14 protein-coding genes and 1 tRNA gene are annotated in these 17088 nt (G+C 60.3%); 7 read left to right on the forward strand and 8 right to left on the reverse strand.

Features of this window, described 5'->3' with window-relative positions:
* Positions 1 to 286: 286 nt before the first annotated feature.
* Positions 287 to 937 (reverse strand): FMN-dependent NADH-azoreductase, encoded by a 651-nt coding sequence (locus tag GV818_RS15900; protein WP_161776982.1) that lies wholly within the window; start codon positions 935 to 937, stop codon positions 287 to 289.
* A 97-nt stretch (positions 938 to 1034) separates the two neighbouring features.
* Between GV818_RS15900 and GV818_RS15905 the strand changes: the two genes are divergently transcribed.
* The 5 genes from GV818_RS15905 (at position 1035) to GV818_RS15925 (ending at position 7375) form a co-directional block, all read left to right on the forward strand.
* Positions 1035 to 1895: a LysR family transcriptional regulator gene (locus tag GV818_RS15905; protein ID WP_161776983.1), complete on the forward strand. Its 861-nt coding sequence runs from the start codon at positions 1035 to 1037 to the stop codon at positions 1893 to 1895.
* 74 nt (positions 1896 to 1969) lie between these two features.
* Positions 1970 to 3541, forward strand: a complete 1572-nt coding sequence (locus tag GV818_RS15910; protein WP_161759572.1) for a sensor domain-containing diguanylate cyclase — start codon at positions 1970 to 1972, stop codon at positions 3539 to 3541.
* 219 nt (positions 3542 to 3760) lie between these two features.
* Complete coding sequence (locus GV818_RS15915) at positions 3761 to 4585, forward strand: arylamine N-acetyltransferase family protein (RefSeq protein WP_161759573.1); 825 nt, start codon at positions 3761 to 3763, stop codon at positions 4583 to 4585.
* A 117-nt stretch (positions 4586 to 4702) separates the two neighbouring features.
* On the forward strand, positions 4703 to 5524 hold the full coding sequence (locus tag GV818_RS15920) for a hypothetical protein (RefSeq protein WP_161776984.1): 822 nt from the start codon (positions 4703 to 4705) through the stop codon (positions 5522 to 5524).
* Positions 5525 to 5845: 321 nt separating this feature from the next.
* Positions 5846 to 7375: a nucleobase:cation symporter-2 family protein gene (locus GV818_RS15925; protein ID WP_161759575.1), complete on the forward strand. Its 1530-nt coding sequence runs from the start codon at positions 5846 to 5848 to the stop codon at positions 7373 to 7375.
* A 63-nt stretch (positions 7376 to 7438) separates the two neighbouring features.
* Here GV818_RS15925 and GV818_RS15930 read toward each other — a convergent pair whose 3' ends face one another.
* From GV818_RS15930 to GV818_RS15940, 3 genes are all read right to left on the reverse strand, one after another.
* Positions 7439 to 8020 carry an SH3 domain-containing protein gene (locus GV818_RS15930; RefSeq protein ID WP_161759576.1) on the reverse strand — a complete coding sequence of 194 codons (582 nt, stop codon included), beginning with the start codon at positions 8018 to 8020 and terminating at the stop codon, positions 7439 to 7441.
* Positions 8021 to 8133: 113 nt separating this feature from the next.
* Positions 8134 to 9291, reverse strand: a complete 1158-nt coding sequence (locus tag GV818_RS15935) for an MFS transporter (RefSeq protein WP_161776985.1) — start codon at positions 9289 to 9291, stop codon at positions 8134 to 8136.
* A gap of 608 nt (positions 9292 to 9899) precedes the next feature.
* Positions 9900 to 9975, reverse strand: a tRNA-Asn gene (locus tag GV818_RS15940).
* A 269-nt stretch (positions 9976 to 10244) separates the two neighbouring features.
* Here GV818_RS15940 and GV818_RS15945 point away from each other — a divergent pair.
* On the forward strand, positions 10245 to 10478 hold the full coding sequence (locus tag GV818_RS15945; protein ID WP_161776986.1) for a hypothetical protein: 234 nt from the start codon (positions 10245 to 10247) through the stop codon (positions 10476 to 10478).
* A 6-nt stretch (positions 10479 to 10484) separates the two neighbouring features.
* Here GV818_RS15945 and GV818_RS15950 read toward each other — a convergent pair whose 3' ends face one another.
* Together GV818_RS15950 and GV818_RS15955 are read right to left on the reverse strand one after the other, a co-directional pair.
* Complete coding sequence (locus GV818_RS15950) at positions 10485 to 10682, reverse strand: hypothetical protein (RefSeq protein ID WP_161759579.1); 198 nt, start codon at positions 10680 to 10682, stop codon at positions 10485 to 10487.
* 133 nt (positions 10683 to 10815) lie between these two features.
* Positions 10816 to 12012 (reverse strand): amino acid aminotransferase, encoded by a 1197-nt coding sequence (locus GV818_RS15955; protein WP_161759580.1) that lies wholly within the window; start codon positions 12010 to 12012, stop codon positions 10816 to 10818.
* Between the two features lie 336 nt (positions 12013 to 12348).
* Between GV818_RS15955 and uvrB the strand changes: the two genes are divergently transcribed.
* Positions 12349 to 14364, forward strand: a complete 2016-nt coding sequence (gene uvrB / locus GV818_RS15960) for an excinuclease ABC subunit UvrB (RefSeq protein WP_161759581.1) — start codon at positions 12349 to 12351, stop codon at positions 14362 to 14364.
* Positions 14365 to 14500: 136 nt separating this feature from the next.
* Here uvrB and GV818_RS15965 read toward each other — a convergent pair whose 3' ends face one another.
* Positions 14501 to 16051 carry an MDR family MFS transporter gene (locus tag GV818_RS15965; protein WP_161776987.1) on the reverse strand — a complete coding sequence of 517 codons (1551 nt, stop codon included), beginning with the start codon at positions 16049 to 16051 and terminating at the stop codon, positions 14501 to 14503.
* Positions 16041 to 17087, reverse strand: coding sequence for an HlyD family secretion protein (locus GV818_RS15970; RefSeq protein ID WP_161776988.1), 1047 nt, complete (start codon positions 17085 to 17087; stop codon positions 16041 to 16043). Before GV818_RS15970 ends, GV818_RS15965 begins: the two co-directional genes overlap by 11 nt.
* Position 17088: the final 1 nt, after the last annotated feature.

Consider the following 17088-nt stretch of genomic DNA (forward strand, 5'->3'; position numbering starts at 1 on the left):
GAAAGTAAAACGATTCAGCGCGTTACCCCTTGTCAACGTCCACTCCTTGGCAATCAGCTTCCAACATCACGACATGTACGGCTACTAGAGGTACAGAGAAATGGGGTGACGGTTTTAATCGAAGCATTTCAATGGATTGTGTATAGACCAGAAATGCATGAAGCGAGGATGTGAAAAGTATTTTTTATCAGCATTGGCCGAAGGGCATTCTTGAGGAGCATCCGGAAGGTGGTTCGCGAAGGGCTGGCGGAGTCCGTTGGCCGGTCCGCCAGGCTTGCCGATCAAACTAGCGATATCGTGTTGCTAGGCGATCCGCCAGGGCTTGTGCCTGCAGGGATGTGACTTTTCGGGAGGCTTGGTCGGTGTCCGCTCCGAGGATGGTTTTTTCCACAATCAGCGAATGCTGGTCGTCGATACCGATGAAATTCAACCAGGCTTCGATATAGGGCTTCTGGAAGTCGAACGCGGGTGCCGGCGTGCTTGACTGGGTGGAAAAGTCCAGGCCCCGGGCATAGGCCACTACGGCCGTCTTGTCCTGTAGCAGGCCATGCAGTCCACGCTCGGGGTTGAAGCTGAACAGAATGCCTTGATGCGACACCAGGTCGATGAAGTGCTTGAGCTTGTAGGGAATGCTGAAATTCCACAGCGGTATGGAGAGCACCAGCAGGTCGGCCTGATGCAGAGGGGTGGCCAGTTCCTGAAGGCGGGTCCAGGCGCTCTGTTCGGCTGTAGTCAATGAGTGGCCGCCAAGGTGGGCGTACTTGGCGTCCATCGTTGTTTGATCGAGTTCCGGCAGTTGCAGATTCCACAGGTCCAGGGTGCTGACCTCGGCGTCCGGTACATGCTGTTGAAAGCGTTGGATGAAGCTGCGAGCGATTTCCAGTGAGGCGGAGCGGCGTAGGCGAGGCGAGCATTGGATGTGCAGGAGCCGGGTCATGAACAGGTCTCTTGGTGGAGGGGGAGCGACTATTGCAACATAGCTATTTTTTAAATATAAATTGTCAATTAGCGCTCAATTGATGGCGTATCGAAATATGTTCGATGTCTTGTTGCTCCGCACTTTTGTCGCTGTCGTCGATGAGGAAGGATTCAGTCGTGCTGCGCACAAACTGCACCTGACCCAGTCGGCAGTCAGTGGCCACCTGCGTCGCCTGGAACAGCAGGTCGGCAAGCCACTGCTGCTGCGCACGACCCGTTCACAGCAACTGACCGCCGATGGCGAGCGGCTGATGGCCTATGCCCGGGCCATCCTGGCATTGAACCGCGATGCCTGGACCGAACTGAAGCGGGTGGCGTTTCATGGACGAATGGGCATCGGTCTGTCTGAGGATTTCGCCGAGCCTCGCCTGCTGCGGGCATTGCAAGATTTTGCCGGCCAGTACCCGGGCATCCAGATCGACGTAGAGGTCAGTGTTCCCGGTACTCTTCTGGACCGTCTGGCCCAGGGCAGTCTGCAGTTGGTGGTGGGGTCGTTATGTGAAACCTCCGAGTCGGGCCAGTTGCTCTGGTCCGAACCTCTGGTCTGGGTCGGGTTGCCACAGCCGGTTACGCGTCTGCCCGAGCCGTTGCCTCTGGCCTTGTTTCCTGAACCCTGCCCTTATCGGGCCGTGGCCTTGAGCCGGCTGGCCAAGGCCGGTATCGCGCAGCGTACGGCAATGCTCTGCAGCAGCAACGCGGCCTTGCGCGCGGCGGTGTTGTCCGGTTTTGCCGTGGCGCCGATGGCGGTCAGCCAATTGGGACCAGGGCTCGCCGCGTTGGGCGCAGAATACGGTTTACCGGCGTTGCCCGATGCCCAGTTCCGCTTGTTCACCGCGCCCGAGTCGGACCCGGCCATGGTTGCGGCGCTGTCTAAGGTCATCATCGAATATGCTTGCAGCCGGCGATCTACGCTTTAGGCATTGCCCTGTGTGGCCGATAACCTCCGAGTGAGGCGAGGCCACTCACGCCTTTTCCCTTCAGGACGACCTTTTTGCCTGTCCCCATATACGATGCTCATCATGCCCCTGGTGGCACACTGAAGCGCTTGCCATTGCTCAAGGCTGCGGTGGCTTTCATCTCCACAGTCTTTCTGTGCCTGTGCGGTCTGCTGTATCTCCAGTTGGAGCAGTCCTGGCGCCATGACCTGGCCCAGGCGGAGGTCAACTCCACCAACTTGACCCGGGCCATCGCCCAGCAGGCCGAGGACACCTTCATGGAGGCAGACCTGGTGCTGATGAGCCTCTCCGACTGGATCCAGGCTCTGGGTGGGGTTTCCCAGCAGCAGTCGCGTCTGCAGAAAATCTTCGCCCGGCGGGTGCAGGCCCTGGCGCAGCTCAGCGGGGTGTTTCTCTACGACAAGCAGGGACAGTGGGTCGTCAGTTCCTTTAATGATTCGCCCCACGGCAAGGACGTAGCGGACCGCGATTACTTCCGTTTCCACCAGCAGAATGCCTCGCTGCAGGCGCACATCAGTCCAGCGATTCGCAGCCGTGCCAACGGTGAATGGATCATTCCCATCTCACGCCGAATCAATGACGAAGACGGGAATTTCCAGGGTGTACTGATGGCTGGCATCAAGCTGGCGTACTTCGATCAGTTCTTCAAAAGCTTCAATATCGATGAGCAGGGCTCGATGTTCCTCGCCTTGTCCGACGGCACCCTGATTGCGCGGCGCCCCTTCGAGGAGCGCCAGATCGGTGCTTCGCTGTCGCGTGGCGAGATTTTCAGCAAGTACTTGCCTGAAGCTACCGCTGGCAACGCGATGATCACCTCGGTGGTGGACGGAGTGACGCGCTTGTATGGCTACCGCCAATTGCAGGCGTATCCGTTGGTGGTGGCGGCGGCGAACTCCAGGGATTCGATTCTCAAGGGCTGGTATGCCTCGGCCTATCAGTCCACGGCCATCGTCGCCCTGGTCTTGCTGGGGGTGGGGTTGTTCGGTTGGGTGTTTGTGCATCAGGTGCGCAATAGCGAGCGGATCGAGGCTGACCTGCGAGAGGCCCAGGAAGCCTTGGAAGTGATTGCTACCCATGACAGCCTGACCGGCCTGGCCAATCGGCGCTTGTTCGAGCGCTCCCTGGAGATCGAGTTCAGTCGGGGGGCGCGGCAGAGCACGCCGCTGAGCCTGATCATGGCCGATATCGACTACTTCAAGCGCTACAACGATACCTACGGGCATGTGGCGGGTGACCACTGCCTGACGGAGGTGGCGCAAGCCCTGAAGGGCTGCTGCCAGCGCAAGGCCGACTTGGCCGTGCGCTATGGCGGCGAAGAGTTCGCGGTGCTGCTGCCCGACACTGATATTCATGGCGCGCTGGCCATGGCCGAGCAGATTCGCCAAAGCGTCATGGCGCGCAATATCACCCACTCCGGCTCCCCGGTAGGGTGTGTGACGGTCAGTCTGGGCTGTTACTCCTTTGTCCCCGCTGGGCGCGACAGCATCGAGGTGTTCATCGAACGGGCGGATGCGGCGCTGTATCAGGCCAAGGCCAATGGCCGCAACCGAGTAGCGACATTGTCAGGGGAAACCGCCGAGGATCTATTGCAGCGCTCCGATCGTTGAGCGAGCACCAACCTTTCTTGAAGAACCGAGTGCTCGGATTGGGGTTCTGAGCGATCAGGGCTGGCTGGGCAAGTGCCAGTCCAGCGCTGGTACGATAAAAAATATCAACCGAATTGATTGTTGGGGGCTCGCTCTTTTGGCTTATACATGGCTCCGATATGTCAGGGCCGGAAAAGTAGGATCGGGTCCCTGCGCGACACTCATTTCAAGGACTTGTGCATGAGCCAGCCGCACCTGATGAACTTCGACCTCTACCTGCGCCGACTCGGTTATGACCGTGCGCCACCGCCGACCCTGGAGACCCTGCAGGAGCTGCAACTGCGGCACGTCTGCCGTTTTGCCTTCGAGAGTCTCTCGACCCTGCTGCGAGTGCCGGTGCCCATCGACCTGGCTTCGGTGGAGCGCAAGATTCTCCATCAGGGGCGTGGCGGCTACTGCTATGAACTCAATCAGACCTTCCTGGTGCTGTTGCAGCACCTGGGCTATGAGGCTCGGGGCATCACTGGGCGCGTGGTGATCGGTGGGCCAGAAGATGCGCATACCGCGCGCAGTCATCGCCTGGCGCTGCTGCACCTGGAGGGGCGACGGTACATTGTCGATGTCGGCTTTGGCGGCATGGTGCCCACTGCGCCGTTGCTGCTGGATACCTGTGAGGAGCAGGCCACGCCCCATGAGCCCTACCGCATCACTGAGCGCGAAGGCAGCTACACCTTGCGCGTCAAGGTCATGGATGAATGGCGGGCGATGTATGTCTTCGATCTGCAGGTGCAGGGCGATGTGGATTACGAGATGGGCAACTGGTACGTCTCGACCCACAAGGATTCGCCTTTTCTCGGTCAGCTGAAGGTAGCGCTGATGGGGCCGGGAATACGTCGCACCTTGAACAATGGCAGCTATGCGTTGCATCGCATGGGGCTGCCGAGCGAGCGTCGGGAAATCACTGATGCCCGGGAACTGATGGGCCTGCTGCAGGATGAGTTCGGCTTGCGCCTGCCGTTGCATCCTGACCTACCGCGGGTTCTCGAACAGTTGCTGGAGGCCTGAGCCGCTGCGTTCGATAAGGCTGCAGCGCTCGGGCACGGAATCGGTTCCCGGTTAAATTCGGGGATCGTCGCTCCTTAGAATCGACTGCCGAAACGGCACTTTTCTATGGAGAGAATCATGCAGAAAATCAACCGATCAGACAGGTCTTGCAGTTCCGCATCACCGTTACGACGTCTGCGCCAAGGGTTGTTTGCAGGGCTGCTCGGGCTGCTCAGCCTGGGCTCGACCAGCAGTTTCGCGGTGCCCAACCCTGCCGGTGACTACAACCTCAACATGGATGCCCGGGCCGGCTCGCCCTTTCCTCCGTCCGACAACTACAGCGTTGATCTCAAAACCTCGGGCGTTGGGCCGGCCTACACGGTTGCGGTGAGCCGACATCACATCATTGCCTATAACCAGCTGCGGGATTTCTACATGTCCGTGGTGCAGCGTGGGCACCTGAAGGAGCTGAAAGGCTTCTGGGACGGTTTTGGCGGGCGCTTCACCAGCTATGGGCGGGATAACGGGGTCAACGTCACCCCGCCAGTGGCGGCGGACTACGACCAGGGCAAGACCTTGCTCGAGGAGATCGGCCGTGGCGTGGTGCGAGCCAATGCCGGTGTGCCGCCAAGGCCTTTGGGCTGGGATACCTTTCATGGTTTCTACACCTGGATGCCGTGGAACCTGTTCCTGGGGCCCAATGGCCGCAACGACGACCCGGGTGAGGAGTTCGAAACCAATGCCCAGTACATCATCAATAACCAGGACACCTGGAACACCATCGTCAATCTGCGCAGCAACATGCAAAGCTACCTGCGCGACGGTAACGTGAAGACGCTGGGCAATATCAACTCGCAGTTGTTGCGATTGTCGTCTCGGACCCGGGTCTACCCGCTGGTGAGCGATCAGTGGATTCGTGTTGCGCCAAATGTGTACAAAATCCGCGTGCCGGCTTCCTGAGTAGGCTGCTGATTCAGAGCAAGGGTCGATCTCCCTGAGAGGTCGGCCCTTTTTTTATGCTGTTTTCCAGGCGTGGGAGTGAGGACGCTGTTCGTGGCAGGATCGGTCAGTACTGCCGAGGGTGGAGGTTGCAAGGCAGCGGTGGGGCGGTTTCAGGTTGTAAGAGGTCGAAGTCTCGACGGCTGGAGATCGATTTCAGCCCGCGCAATCGCAAGGGGGATGTGCCTGAAGGTTGGCCGATAAACTGTATACAATTATATAGACAGTTGTCTTTAATGTTGCATACAGTGTGCGCATAACAAAAACAGGGAACCCCACACCATGAATACCCCTCAGGTTTCACAGCAGCGGCCCGAAGATGAGAATTTGGGCATTGGCGCGAATATGGCTTATGGCCTGCAACACGTCCTGACCATGTATGGCGGCATCGTTGCTGTGCCGCTGATCGTCGGCCAGGCTGCAGGTTTATCGCCGGCGGAGATCGGCCTGCTGATTGCCGCATCGTTGTTTGCCGGGGGGTTGGCTACATTGCTGCAAACCCTCGGCGTGCCGTTTTTCGGGTGCAAGCTGCCGTTGGTGCAAGGGGTGTCCTTTGCCGGTGTCTCGACCATGGTGGCAATCGTTACCAGCGGCGGCGAGGGTGGTTTCCAGTCGATTCTCGGCGCGGTGATCGTGGCTTCGCTGATCGGCCTGCTGATCACGCCGGTGTTCTCGCGGATCACCAAATTCTTTCCACCCCTGGTCACCGGCATCGTCATTACCACCATCGGCCTCACGCTGATGCCGGTGGCGGCGCGCTGGGCCATGGGTGGCAACAGTCGTGCGGCGGATTTCGGCAGCATGTCGAACATCGGCCTGGCGGCCATCACCCTGGCGCTGGTACTGCTGCTGAGCAAGATTGGCAGCGCGGCGATTTCCCGGCTGTCGATTCTGTTGGCCATGATCATCGGTACGGTGATTGCGCTGTTCCTGGGCATGGCGGACTTCTCCAGCGTCACCCAGGGGCCGATGTTTGGCCTGCCCACGCCGTTCCATTTCGGCATGCCGACCTTTCATATCGCGGCCATCCTGTCGATGTGCATCGTGGTCATGGTGACCCTGGTGGAAACCTCGGCGGACATCCTGGCCGTGGGTGAAATCATCCACACCAAGGTCGACTCCAAGCGCCTCGGTGATGGCCTGCGTGCTGACATGCTGTCGAGCATGATTGCGCCGATCTTCGGCTCCTTCACCCAGAGTGCTTTTGCCCAGAACGTCGGGCTGGTGGCAGTCACCGGGATCAAGAGCCGCTTCGTGGTCGCCACCGGCGGATTGTTCCTGGTGATCCTCGGCCTGTTGCCGTTCATGGGGCGGGTGATCGCCGCGGTGCCTACCTCGGTGCTGGGCGGTGCCGGTATCGTGTTGTTTGGTACCGTGGCTGCCAGTGGCATTCGTACCTTGTCCAAGGTCGACTACCGCAACAACATGAACCTGATCATCGTCGCGACGTCCATCGGCTTCGGCATGATCCCGATTGCCGCACCCAGTTTCTACGATCATTTCCCTAGCTGGTTCGCAACAATTTTCCACTCGGGCATCAGTTCGTCGGCGATCATGGCGATCCTGCTGAACCTGGCGTTCAACCATTTCACCGCAGGCAACTCCGACCAGCAGTCGGTGTTCGTCGCCGGCACCGAACGTAGCCTGCGTTTTCAGGACATTGCCCTGTTGCGTGAAGGGGATTACTTCAGTGGCGGCAAGCTGCATGACGCCGAAGGCAACGAAGTGCCACTGGTAGCGGAGGTCTTGAACCAGCAAGGCGATGGATCTTCGCCGAGTCATGCTCGCGGCAGTGCTGAAGCCACCCACTGAATCCGATCATTGCGGCATAAAAAAACCGGCGCCTGGAGGCGCCGGTTTTTTATGGGCGAGGGGTTATTCCAGGTTCTCCAGAGAGGCGAGGGCTTGCCGGGCTAGGGGTTGCTCCTGGTACTGCTTGCGCAAGGCCGCGAGCTGGCGATCATGGCCGACACAGACCTCATTGACGGCTTTCTCGAGGAAGGCCCTGCGCTCTGCGTCATAGGGCTCTTCGCCGGCGAAGTGCAGGCATTCTTCATGGCGCTGGATGAAGGCGGTGACGTCCGCCGGCAGCTGTGCGCCGCCGTAATGACCGCCGAGTTGCAGGCGTTTTTCCTCGACCCAACCGGTGTAGTCCTCACCGTCCTTGGCGATGTACATGACCTGGGTCCAACCGTTGTCGCTGGATGCATAGGCCGTCAGGACATCGTCTGGGACCACATACAACGTGTGGTTCACGCAGGCGGCATTCGGACCGCTGTGGAAATGCAGGCGTCCTGCGCCGATCACCTTGGCTTCCAGGGGCGGGCGGTATGCGCCGGCTTCCAGGGAGACGTTGTCGCTCAGCGTGGCGCAATCCACCGCTGTCTCGGCCAGAACTGGCAGAGGAAGTAGAAGCAGCAGCCCATACACAGGCAAGAGGTACAGAGGTCGGTCCATCGCGGGGGAATCCATGAGGTGCAGAGTCGGATGGCGCGATGGTAATGACAAACACGCGGCCTGTGAATCGTCACGTGGCGCGTCCTGATCGACCAATGCAGCGGGCGCGGATTTTACTCCGCGACCTTGCTGAAATGGCCTTGGCGCACCAGGGACAGGGCAAACACCACCACCAGCGCGGCGGCGGCTGACAGGGTCAGCGGCAGGCCATAGCTGCCACCACTCATGGCTGCGCCGCTGAGCAATGGTCCTAGCAGGCTGCCGATGCCCCAGAGCAGGCCGGCGCTGGCATTGGCGGTCACCAGGTCGGCCCCGCTGAAGGACTGGCCGATCAGCACGATGGCCAGGGTGTAGATGCCGCCGGCAGCTGCGCCAAGAATCACCAGGCTTGGCCAGAGCAGGCCGGGAGCCTCCATCAGCAGCGGCAGGCTCAGGCCGATCAATAGGGCGATGATGCCGCAACCCAGGTAGATGCCGGGACGCCCGAGCTTGTCCGAGAGCCAGCCCAGAGGAAACTGGAATGCCGTATCGCCCAGGAGAATGATGGTCACCATCAGCGCCGCGAGCTTGATGCTATAGCCATGGGTGGCGGCGTACACCGGAAACAGCGACAGCACCACGCTGTCGAAAAAAGCGAAGAACAGGATGCCCACGCACAGCGCCGGAGCGATGCGGATGAAACCCAGCACCGAGAATGTCCGGCTTTCGCTGTGTGGGCTTGGGGCGTCTTCCTGGGGCAGGGTCAGCCAGACCACGGCGATCGCCACGGCGTAGCCGACGCTGACAATCGCGAGCACTGTCGGTCCCTCGGTGCCTAGCAGCGACACGAGGCCGGGGCCCAACAGCTGGAAGAAGGTGAAGCAGGTGGTGTACACCGCGACCAACCGTCCGCGGGTAGCGTCTTCGGCCATTTCATTGACCCAGGTTTCCCCGAGAATGATGATCAGCCCCGCGCCCAGGCCCATGGCGATCCGGGCCACACCCAGGCTGTAGAGGCTGGCCCCTGGCAGTTCCAGGGCGGCGACGCTCAGGGCGCAAAGGCTGAAGCACAGCAGGTAGATCTGACGACGGGTCAGGCGCTGGCACAGGCTATTGACCAGGAACGCCGAAAGCATCATGCCCGCTGCAGGCAGTGCCGACATGAGGCCAATCTGGTTATTGGACGCACCGGCCTGATACAGGCGTAGAGCGAGGATCGGCACCGTTGAGCCGATGCTCAGGCCGACGATGGAAATGCCCAGGATCAGGGCCGCTAACAAGGCTTTGTTCATGATCAAGACCTGCGCCTGAAGGTTCAGGCACCGAAAAGTAGGGGTGTTGCAGACACCGCCTGATAAGGCGGGCCGACGTGCGGGCGATTGCCGGGCGTGTGCCACTTGGGTAGGCGCTGGCTTGCTGGCGAAGAGACCATTGAGTGATGTGCTGCTCTTCAGAGGGCCTTTGCTGGCAAGCCGGTTACTACAGCCAGCTCCTGCAGCCAATCGTTGTGCTGCAGGCCGGAGTCAATCGCTATCAGCGATTGCCCTGAGGCGGGGAGAAGGTGAAGGCAAACAGTACGCTGCGGCGCCGACGGTTGATCGCGCAGTCATGCTGGGCAACAGCGAGGGTTGCCGAGGGGCTCATCGAGGGGGAAATGCACGGTGATTGTGCTGGCAGGAACATCATTGTCTGACTGGTCGGATAAAGAGGCGCACAGCCTACGTCAAGCCTTTGCGGCAAGGCAACAGGACCTGGGCATGAGGATTTCTGGCATGCGGGGACGTTCATCCGCATGCCTGGCTGACATGCGGATCGGTTATCTACTGAGGGGGTGCTTGAGCTGATTTTCCGAAAGAGCAGGGCGCTCTTGTGAGGAATGATGAAAATCAGTGTAGGAATATGGCTCCACGACCTGGACTCGAACCAGGGACCCAGTGATTAACAGTCACTTGCTCTACCAACTGAGCTATCGCGGAATGCGCCGTATCTTACTGATTCAAAAAGGGAAGTCAAGCAAGTGCAGGCATTTTTTTGCCGGCACGCACACAACTGAATGATGCAGTGACATTGTTTGAGGGATTTATCGCTCCCTCACGCTTACCGGCGGGCCGGGAGGGGCTACCATGGCGCCCCGGAAGTGGTTTCACGCGCTGCCGGCCTCAAGCCGCAAAGGTAGATTTATGATCCGCTTCGATTTCTCGTTGGTTCCCGCACGCTTTTTCGCCCCTCGATTCAAGGTGCTGTCATGAGCATTGAGCAGATCAGTCTGCCCAAGGGAGTAGGGCCACAGGCCAGCAAGCTGTGGGATGCAATCGCTCAGGCGGGGTCCACGGTTGATCTGCATCGTGCCGCAGGCAAGGCCGAAGGTTTTGTCCTGGGGCTGGAGAGCGCCAAGGCGATAAAGAGTCAAATCGCCGAGGCGCTGTATGTGGCCTTCGACGATGCCGCCAGCCAGCGCTTGGGCGAACTGACGGACTGAGCCGGTTCAACCGCCGAAGGTCAAGGTACCGAGCATCAGCTTGGCCATCAGTGAGGTGGCCGCCAGTTGCACCAGCCACAGCGCCAGTCCGCCAAGGAACACGCCAAGGGCAATTTGCAGCACCAGGCTTTTTTCACGTTTCTGCGCGCGGGGCTGATAGCGCTCCAGCTCGTCGCGGTCAGCCCGCAGGTCATCGTCTTTCATTTGTGTTCTCGATCAGAAGGGAAGCATGGCCTCAGTCTAGAGGTTGCAGAAGCCGGGCCTGGGGGAATATGTGTGACAAGGGCATGAAAAAGGGGAAGCACGATGGCTTCCCCTTTTTTTGTGCGGGTGCGAATCAGATCACCTGCAGGATCGCCTTGGTCACTACGCCGATGTTGTTCTGGTTCAGAGCGGCAACGCAGATGCGGCCGGTGTCCAGGGCATAGATGCCGAACTCGTTGCGCAGGCGAGTGACTTGCTCAACCGTCAGGCCGGAGTAGGAGAACATGCCGCACTGACGACCGACGAAGCTGAAGTCGTGCTGTGGTGCGCCTTTGCTCAGCAGGTCGACCATCTGGGTGCGCATGCCGCGAATCCGCAGGCGCATTTCCGCCAGTTCCTGCTCCCACTGGGCGCGCAGTTCCGGGCTGTTCAGCACTGCGGCAACGATGGTTGCGCCGTGGGTAGGCGGGTTGGAGTAGTTGGTGCGGATCACACGCTTGACCTGGGACAGCACGCGCGCGCTTTCTTCCTTCGAGCTGCTGACGATGGACAGGGCACCGACACGCTCGCCGTACAGCGAGAACGACTTGGAGAACGAGCTGGAGACGAAAAAGGTCAGGCCCGACTCGGCGAACAAGCGCACCGCTGCGGCGTCTTCGTCGATGCCGTCGCCAAAGCCCTGGTAAGCCATATCGAGGAATGGCACGAGGTTTTTCGCCTTGACCACTTCCAGGACGTTTTTCCAGTCTTGCGGGCTCAGGTCGACACCGGTCGGGTTGTGGCAGCAGGCGTGCAGCACCACGATCGATTGGGCCGGCAGGGCGTTGAGGTCTTCCAGCAGGCCGGCGCGGTTTACATCATGAGTGGCGGCGTCGTAATAGCGGTAGTTCTGTACCGGGAAGCCGGCAGTCTCGAACAGTGCGCGGTGGTTTTCCCAGCTCGGATCGCTGATGGCAACCACGGCGTTCGGCAGCAATTGCTTGAGGAAATCGGCACCGATCTTCAGTGCGCCAGTGCCGCCAACGGCCTGGGTGGTGATTACGCGGCCGGCAGCCAGCAGTGGCGAGTCGTTGCCGAACAGCAGCTTCTGTACTGCCTGGTCATAGGCGGCGATGCCGTCGATCGGCAGGTAGCCACGGGAGGCGTGTTGAGCGGCGCGAATTGTCTCGGCTTCGACAACGGCGCGCAGCAGCGGAATGCGTCCCTCCTCGTTGCAGTACACGCCCACCCCAAGGTTGACCTTATTGGTGCGGGTGTCGGCGTTGAATGCTTCGTTGAGGCCCAGGATTGGATCGCGTGGTGCCATTTCGACAGCGGAGAACAGGCTCATTTTTACGGCGGCTCTGAATGGAGTGTGGAGGGACGTGTCGCGCTCCAGCCGAATGCACTAGAGCGGTGCACAAACGGGGAGCTAGTATAGAGGCCATCATCGCGGGGAGCGACAGCCGATTGAGCTTTTGCGGCAAGTTTTTCGCTTTATTTTTCGACCGTTAGTCTTATTGCAACATCCAGGGTGTTAGCGGGTGTAGGACCTTTACCTTGAAAGCTGTGGTATTTGGCTCCACATCTAGAACATTCCCGATTTTTCCTCGGCGACATGGGTCGTACGTGGTCTTTCTCGTTCCTGTGCGGTCTTGCCGTATACGAATGATTCCAGAGGTACGTTATGTCTGAGTTCCAGCTAGTCACCCGCTTCCAGCCTGCCGGCGACCAGCCGGAAGCCATCCGTCTGATGGTCGAGGGCATTGAGGCCGGTCTGGCGCACCAGACCCTGCTCGGTGTGACCGGCTCGGGCAAGACCTTCAGCATCGCCAACGTGATCGCCCAGGTGCAGCGCCCGACCCTGGTGCTGGCGCCGAACAAGACGCTGGCGGCGCAGTTGTACGGTGAATTCAAGGCCTTCTTCCCGAACAATGCGGTGGAGTACTTCGTTTCCTACTACGACTACTACCAGCCCGAAGCCTATGTGCCGTCCTCGGACACCTTTATCGAGAAAGACGCGTCGATCAACGACCACATTGAACAGATGCGTCTTTCCGCGACCAAGGCGTTACTGGAGCGCAAGGACGCGATCATCGTCACCACGGTGTCCTGCATCTACGGTCTGGGCAGCCCGGAAACCTACTTGAAAATGGTCCTGCACGTGGACCGCGGTGACAAGCTCGACCAGCGTGCGCTGTTGCGGCGCCTGGCGGACCTGCAATACACCCGCAACGATATGGACTTTGCCCGCTCCACCTTTCGTGTGCGGGGTGATGTGATCGACATCTACCCGGCGGAATCCGATCTTGAGGCGATCCGCATCGAGCTGTTCGACGACGAAGTGGAAAGCATCAGTGCCTTCGATCCGCTGACCGGTGAAGTGATTCGCAAACTGCCGCGTTTCACCTTCTACCCCAAGAGCCACTACGTGACTCCGCGGGAAACCCTGCTGGACGCCATCGAGGGCATCAAGGTGGAGCTGCAGGAGCGCCTGGAATACCTGCGCTCCAACAACAAACTGGTGGAAGCCCAGCGTCTTGAGCAGCGCACCCGTTTTGACCTGGAGATGATTCTCGAGCTGGGCTACTGCAACGGCATCGAAAACTACTCCCGCTACCTCTCTGGCCGTCCTGCCGGCGCGGCGCCGCCGACGCTGTACGACTACCTGCCGGCGGATGCCTTGCTGGTGATCGACGAGTCCCACGTCAGCGTGCCTCAGGTCGGCGCCATGTACAAAGGCGACCGCTCACGCAAGGAAACCCTGGTGGAATATGGTTTCCGCCTGCCGTCGGCCCTGGATAACCGGCCGATGCGCTTCGATGAGTGGGAAGGGGTCAGTCCGCAGACCATCTTTGTTTCCGCCACTCCGGGCAACTACGAGGCCGAGCACGCCGGGCGTGTGGTAGAGCAGGTAGTACGTCCTACCGGCCTGGTGGACCCACAGGTGGAAGTGCGCCCGGCCCTGACCCAGGTGGACGACCTGCTCTCGGAAATCGGTAAGCGCGTGGCTGTGGAAGAACGAGTGCTGGTGACCACACTGACCAAGCGCATGGCCGAGGACCTTACCGATTACCTGGCTGATCACGGCGTGCGTGTACGTTACCTGCACTCGGACATCGACACCGTGGAGCGGGTGGAAATCATCCGCGATTTGCGCCTGGGCACCTTCGACGTGCTGGTGGGTATCAACCTGTTGCGTGAGGGCCTGGACATGCCGGAAGTGTCCCTGGTGGCGATTCTCGACGCCGACAAGGAAGGCTTCCTGCGCTCCGAACGTTCATTGATCCAGACCATCGGCCGGGCTGCGCGTAACCTCAATGGCCGGGCGATCCTCTATGCCGACCGCATCACCGGCTCCATGGAGCGGGCGATTGGCGAAACTGAACGCCGGCGTGACAAGCAAATCGCTTTCAACCTGGCCAATGGCATTACCCCCAGGGGCGTGGTCAAGGATGTCGCTGACATCATGGAAGGCGCCACCGTTCCGGGTTCTCGTAGCAAGAAGCGCAAAGGCATGGCCAAGGCCGCCGAGGAAAATGCCCGCTACGAAAACGAACTGCGTTCGCCGAGCGAGATCACCAAGCGTATTCGCCAGCTCGAAGAGAAGATGTACCAGTTGGCCCGGGACCTGGAATTCGAGGCCGCAGCGCAGATGCGTGACGAAATCACCAAGCTGCGCGAGCGTCTGCTGACTGTCTGAGCGCGGCATCATCCATCCTTGTCCGGCTTGCCGGCGAAGAAGCCCTTGAATCCTGTGATGGAGTGAGGGGCCTGTTCGCTGGCAAGCCGGCGCCGGTACAAGCTTGATCTTGCGAAAGCCGGTTCCCGCCGCTGGGTCAATGAGCTTCGCCGGCCTTGAGCCCTTTGGGCAGCGCCTTGGTCAGCAGGATTGCCAGCATGCTGATTCCCAAGGCAATCCCGACAAAATGGAAGGCATCGTTGTAGGCCATGATCAGCGCCTGCTGATGGGTGATCTCGCTGAGCTTGCCCAGGGCTGCAGTCTCATTGCCGAATTTCTCGGTGAGGTTGGCCAGGCGTTCCGCAACCTGCGGGTTGCTCGGGACTATGGCTTCGCGCAAGTAGTCGAAGTAGGTCTTGGTCCGTGCGTCCAGCAGGGTCGCGAGCAAGGCGATGCCGATGGCGCCGCCGAGGTTGCGCAGAATGTTGAACAGGCTGGAGGCCGATCCCGCGTCTTGAGGCTGTATATAAGCGGTGGCGATCAACGAGATGGTGACCATGATCAGCGGCTGGCCGAGTGCGCGGATGATCTGGATCTGGTTGAACTGCGGTCCGGCAAAGTCCGGGTTGAGCACGCCCGAGGAAAAACTCGCCAATCCGAACAGGCCAAAACCCAGGGTGCACAGCCATTTCGGCGGGATGAACTGCATCAGCTTGGGCACCAGGGGAATCAGAAACAGCTGCGGCACTCCCATCCACATGATCACTTCGCCAATCTGCAAGGCGTTGTAGTCCTGGATTTGCGCCAGGTACAGCGGCAACAGGTAGATCGAGCCGTACAGGCCGACGCCCATCCCCAGGCTGGAAATGCTTGACAGCCCGAAGTTGCGGTTGCGCAGAATCCCCAGGTTGATCAGCGGATTGGGTTTGGACACCTGCACGATCACGAAGCTGATCAGACTGACCAGGGCAATGCTGCCCAGGGTCACGATCAGGCTCGATTCCAGCCAGTCCTTGCGATGGCCTTCCTCCAGAAACACTTGCAGGCAGCCCAGCCCCACGCCGAGGGTGAGGATGCCGGTGTAGTCGGTGCTTTTCAGCAGCTCCCAATGGGCTGCCTTTTTTTCCAGGCCGTAGAGTAGGCCGGCGATCATCAGCAGGCCTGGCGGCACGTTGATATAGAAGATGTATTCCCAGCCCCAGTTTTCCGTCAGCCAGCCGCCCAGCGTCGGGCCGATGGAGGGGGCGAAGGTGGCGGTCATGGCAAACATGGCCATGCCTTTGGCCCGATGATGTTCGGGCAGCTTGATCAGGGTCAGGGTGAACGCCAGGGGAATCAGCGCGCCACCGGTAAAGCCTTGCAGGGCTCGAAACACGATCATGCTTTCCAGGCTCCAGGCCGTGGAGCAAAGCAGCGAGGCAATGAGAAACCCCACCGATACCCAGACCGCCAGCCGCCGTGCCGAGAGCAACTGCACCAGCCAGGCGGTGAGGGGGATCATGATGATCTCCGCCACCAGGTAGGAGGTGGAGATCCACGAGCCTTCCTCCAGCGTGGCGGACAGTGCGCCCTGGATGTCTCTCAAGGAAGAGTTGGTGATCTGGATGTCGAGCACTGCCATGAAGGCACCGAGCATCGCGCTCATGACTGCGATCCAGTCACGCCGGGTCGGCTCGCCTACCGGGCGCAGCAGTTGATCACCGGCCATCGACAGGGTCTTTGATGTTCACTTTGACGGTCACGGACATGCCAGGACGGATCTTGCCCTGCAGCGGATTGTCGGCGGCAAAGGTCAGCTTTACCGGAATACGCTGTACCACCTTGGTGAAGTTGCCGGTTGCGTTGTCCGGCGGTAGCAGGCTGAACTGCGCGCCTGAGGCGGCGAACAGGCTGTCGACCCGAGCCTGGATCGGCGTATCGCCGTAGGCATCGAAGGTCAGCTCGGCCTGCTGTCCGGGTCGCATGTGGCCGATCTGGGTTTCCTTGAAGTTGGCCTGGACCCAGATGTCCTGGTCAGGAACGATCGACAGCAGATAGGCGCCGGCCTGCACCACTTGGCCATTGCGCGCGGCACGCTGGCCGATGATGCCGCTGATGGGGGCGAGGATCTCGCTGCGGGTCAGGTTCAGTCGCGTCTGAGCCAGATCGGCCTGGGCATTGGCGATCTGCGCATCCAGGCGCTTGATCTCGGCATTTAGGGCGTTGACCTGCTGGCGCTGGCCTTGCAGATCGGCCTGGGCCTTGATGACCTGGGAGTGGGCGATATGGTTGTCGGCGGAGAGGGTGGTGACCCGTTCTTCGGAGACGTAGCCGGGCTTGCGCAGGGTTTGCGCCCGGGACAGGTCGATCTGCGAGCGGCCGAGGCTGGCCTGGGTCGATGCCACCTGGGCTTCGCTCGCGGCAATCAGGCTGGCTTGCTGGGTCAGCTTGCTCTGGGCCTGCAGGCGCTCCGCCTCGCGGGTCGCCAGGGCCGCTTCGGCGCGATCCACCGCCAGTTGAAAGTCTTCGCCTTCCAGGCGCACCAGGAGTTGGCCCTTCTCCACATGCTGGTTGTCCTGTACCAGCACTTCGTCGATGCGAGCGCTCAACTGGCTGGAGATCCGGGTGATTTCGCCCTGGACGTAGGCGTTGTCTGTGGTTTCATAAAAGCGCCCGTGGAACCACCAGTGGGCGAGGAAGCCCAGGGCGATCAACAGGACCAGGGACAAGAAGATGAACAGGCGACGCTTGAGTTGGGCAGGCATG

The organism is Pseudomonas sp. Fl4BN1, assembly GCF_009908285.1.
Classification (GTDB): domain Bacteria; phylum Pseudomonadota; class Gammaproteobacteria; order Pseudomonadales; family Pseudomonadaceae; genus Aquipseudomonas.